Source organism: Lactobacillus sp. UMNPBX1, assembly GCF_002554085.1.
In the GTDB taxonomy this organism is placed as follows: domain Bacteria; phylum Bacillota; class Bacilli; order Lactobacillales; family Lactobacillaceae; genus Lactobacillus; species Lactobacillus crispatus.
Genome location: NZ_PCZI01000038.1, coordinates 1 through 3,308, shown reverse-complemented (window position 1 = coordinate 3,308; position 3,308 = coordinate 1). Strand labels below are relative to the sequence as shown.

Below are 3,308 nucleotides of genomic sequence, written 5' to 3'. Positions count from 1 at the left end.
TCCCGAAAGGCATCCTAAATCTCACAGCCGTTTACACAAGAATTTATACTGAACCTTTTTTATCAAAAAGAGTACATGATTACAAAGTATCTGTAATCATGTACCAATATTTGTTATTTTACAATCTTCCAATTATCTTGTTTTTCTAATATCAACTCAAATTGCGAGATTTGGGTTGCCTTTGTTTCTTGATCTAAATATTTCACAGCGACATTCACGATTACTTGGTTATCTTTTCTGGTAAAGATAGGATTCACCAATTCCTCGAAAACATATTCCTTGTTAATCATAGGTAACACATGATTACTTACATAGTAAGTCAATTCTTTTTCTGTGGCGGTAGGATAGAGCTGGAAGAACGTTTCTAAAAAGCTAATGATTTCGTCCATCGTTTCTGTATCTACTGTATGGTCACTTTCTAGCTGTTTGGGTTGGTAGTCCGATTTTTGAGGTTTCTTACTCATTGTCGGATTTTTGATAATAACCATATTATCTGATTCATCTATATGGACAACCACATGAAAGCTAGACGATATAGTTTCCTTGTCTTTGTCTTCGGTAATAACTTGTTCAACAGAAAACAGTACCTCAAAGGTGTTCTCATTCACTTGAGAAACCTGCCACACCTGTATATCGTTCACACTAGAACTAGTAGGAATATCCTTACGAATCATTTCTTCATTTAATACCTGCAATTCTTCCGTCAAATAATGGGTCAATTTCTCATTTCGTTTATCAATGGCTTCTTGGGATTGGAGAGCGTAAAATATCTTGTGTAAACGCACAAAAGATTTCTAAATTGTATAGAAATAGGGAATGCCTTCCCTTATGATATTTAGTAACCACAGAAAACATCACAGGAGGCATTCCCCATGAATGAACTTACCACAGAAATTATCGCTGCACTAGCCCAAAAACAAGATTTGGACGAAGTTTTTCGTCACCACCTTGAAATCGCCATCAACCAGCTGCTTCAAACTGAATTGGCAGAGTTTTTGGGTTACGAACGCTACTCATACGCTGGGATTAACACTGGTAATAACCGCAACGGCAGTTATGAGCGCTCGTTTGATACGAAGTACGGCCAACTTAACTTAACCATTCCTCGAGATCGCAATGGCCGGTTTGAAAATCATACCTTGCCAGCCTACGGTCGGCACAGTGATAATTTAGAAACAACGGTTATTCAGTTGTATACCAAGGGAATTACCACTGCTGAAATTGCCGAACTCATTGAGAATATGTACGGTGCTCACTACTCCAAAGCCACGGTTTCCAACATGACTAAAGCCGTCAATGAACAGGTTCAAGCTTTCCAGCAACGTCGACTGGCTTCACAATATGCGGCTATCTTCTTAGATGCCACTTACTTGCCGTTAAAGCGGGATACCGTTCAAAAAGAAGCGGTTCATATTGCGATTGGCATTCGTCCAGATGGTACGAAAGAAGTGCTGAACTACCAAGTGGCGCCGACGGAATCAACTGGGATCTGGACTGAATTACTGGGAACCCTGATTAAGCAAGGTGTCAAAGATGTGCTGTTGTTTGTGGCCGATGGGTTAGTTGGTTTGGATGAAGGTTTAAATCGGCATTTTCCCAAAGCTAAACGACAACGTTGCCTGGTTCATGTTGGGCGTAATTTGATAAACAAAGTTCGGGTGAAAGACCGTAAGGCCGTGATCAATGACTTTAAACAAGTTCATTGGGCTGCCAATCGTGAAGCAGCCGAACTGAAACTGAATGAGTTCGCCAACAACTGGCATCGTACCTATCCCAAGTTAATCAAAGATCTGCTTAAAATGCCGAATCTGCTCACTTTCATGGACTTTCCACCAGCCATTCGGCAATCACTCTACTCCACTAACTTGATTGAGAACTTTAACAAGCATCTCAAGCGCACCACCCACCGCAAAGAACAATTTCCAACGGAAGATTCACTGGATCGATTCCTGGTTTCTCAGTTTAATGCTTATAACGAGAAGTCTCTGAAGCGGATCCACCGAGGCTTTAAAGGACTCCAGGACACCTTGGAAGCATCATTTATTTGAGTTAGTTACATATTATATGTACGAAGGCATTTCATTTACACAAGATTCTTGACGCTACCAATCTTCTAGACTATAATTAAAATCAAATAACTCAATTCGGAGGTACTAACATGACCATACCTGACGCAAATGCAATTTATCCCAATCCAGCCATCAAAGAGGTTGTCTTTATCAAGAACGTGATCAAAAGTCCCAATATTGAAATTGGGGACTACACCTATTATGATGACCCAGTAAATCCCACCGATTTTGAGAAACACGTTACCCATCACTATGAATTTCTAGGCGACAAATTAATCATCGGTAAATTCTGTTCTATCGCCAGTGGTATTGAATTTATTATGAACGGTGCCAATCACGTAATGAAAGGTATTTCAACTTATCCATTTAATATTTTGGGTGGCGATTGGCAGAAATATACTCCTGAACTGACTGATTTGCCGTTGAAAGGTGATACTGTAGTCGGAAATGACGTGTGGTTTGGGCAAAATGTGACCGTCCTACCAGGCGTAAAAATAGGTGACGGTGCCATTATCGGAGCAAATAGTGTCGTAACAAAAGACGTCGCTCCATATACAATTGTCGGTGGCAATCCAATTCAACTCATCAAACCAAGATTTGAACCAGAAGTTATTCAAGCATTAGAAAACCTGGCATGGTGGAATAAAGATGTTGAATGGATAACTGTTAATGTTCCTAAACTAATGCAAACAACGCCCACAGTTGAATTGATAAACAGTTTAATGGAAAAATAAAAGCAAAAAAGGCCGTGCAAGCAATCCAAGAATGATTGTTTACACGGCCTTTACTATTTAGTGAATCCAATTTATTAATAATAGATATGATATACCAGTAAAAAATACACTAGCCACCTCTGGCGGTACTCTACTCGTATATTTTATTTACGACCTTCTGATGATAAAGGTCACTTCCCTGTCCCCAGAAAATAAAGCTTAGTGAAACATAAACGACAGCCAATATTATATTGAAAACATCGAATTTCATGTTATTAGTGAGCATCATTCCAACGATAAAGGCAATTGCTAAAAATGGAATAATTGCGCCTAACCAAACATGTGAATTGTTACCTAGCACATATTTCTCAAGAATCAGAGAGGCGATTGAAACTACAATAAAAATAATCCCTAACATAATTACACCCCCATAATTAATTCAGCGTATATTATGTTAACACTAATAATTTTGGTTCAGTATAAATTCTTGTGTAAATAGAAATTAGATAACAAAAAAAGAAGGGTT

Annotated in this window: 3 protein-coding genes and 1 pseudogene; 2 read left to right on the top strand and 2 right to left on the bottom strand. The window is 38.7% G+C overall.

The annotated features are described in order from the left end of the window. Positions 1–113: 113 nt before the first annotated feature. Positions 114–761 (bottom strand): annotated as a pseudogene (locus tag CP352_RS10590) (conjugal transfer protein); the annotation flags it as partial. A gap of 111 nt (positions 762–872) precedes the next feature. Here CP352_RS10590 and CP352_RS10585 point away from each other — a divergent pair. Both CP352_RS10585 and vat(E) read left to right on the top strand, forming a co-directional pair. Continuing rightward, positions 873–2,048: an IS256-like element IS1310 family transposase gene (locus CP352_RS10585; RefSeq protein ID WP_002328814.1), complete on the top strand. Its 1,176-nt coding sequence runs from the start codon at positions 873–875 to the stop codon at positions 2,046–2,048. 110 nt (positions 2,049–2,158) lie between these two features. Beyond that, positions 2,159–2,803: a streptogramin A O-acetyltransferase Vat(E) gene (vat(E), locus tag CP352_RS10580; RefSeq protein WP_089143697.1), complete on the top strand. Its 645-nt coding sequence runs from the start codon at positions 2,159–2,161 to the stop codon at positions 2,801–2,803. Positions 2,804–2,933: 130 nt separating this feature from the next. On the opposite strand, the gene CP352_RS10575 is transcribed toward vat(E), so the two are convergent. Beyond that, positions 2,934–3,200, bottom strand: coding sequence for a hypothetical protein (locus tag CP352_RS10575; protein ID WP_002328812.1), 267 nt, complete (start codon positions 3,198–3,200; stop codon positions 2,934–2,936). Between the last annotated feature and the right edge of the window lie 108 nt (positions 3,201–3,308).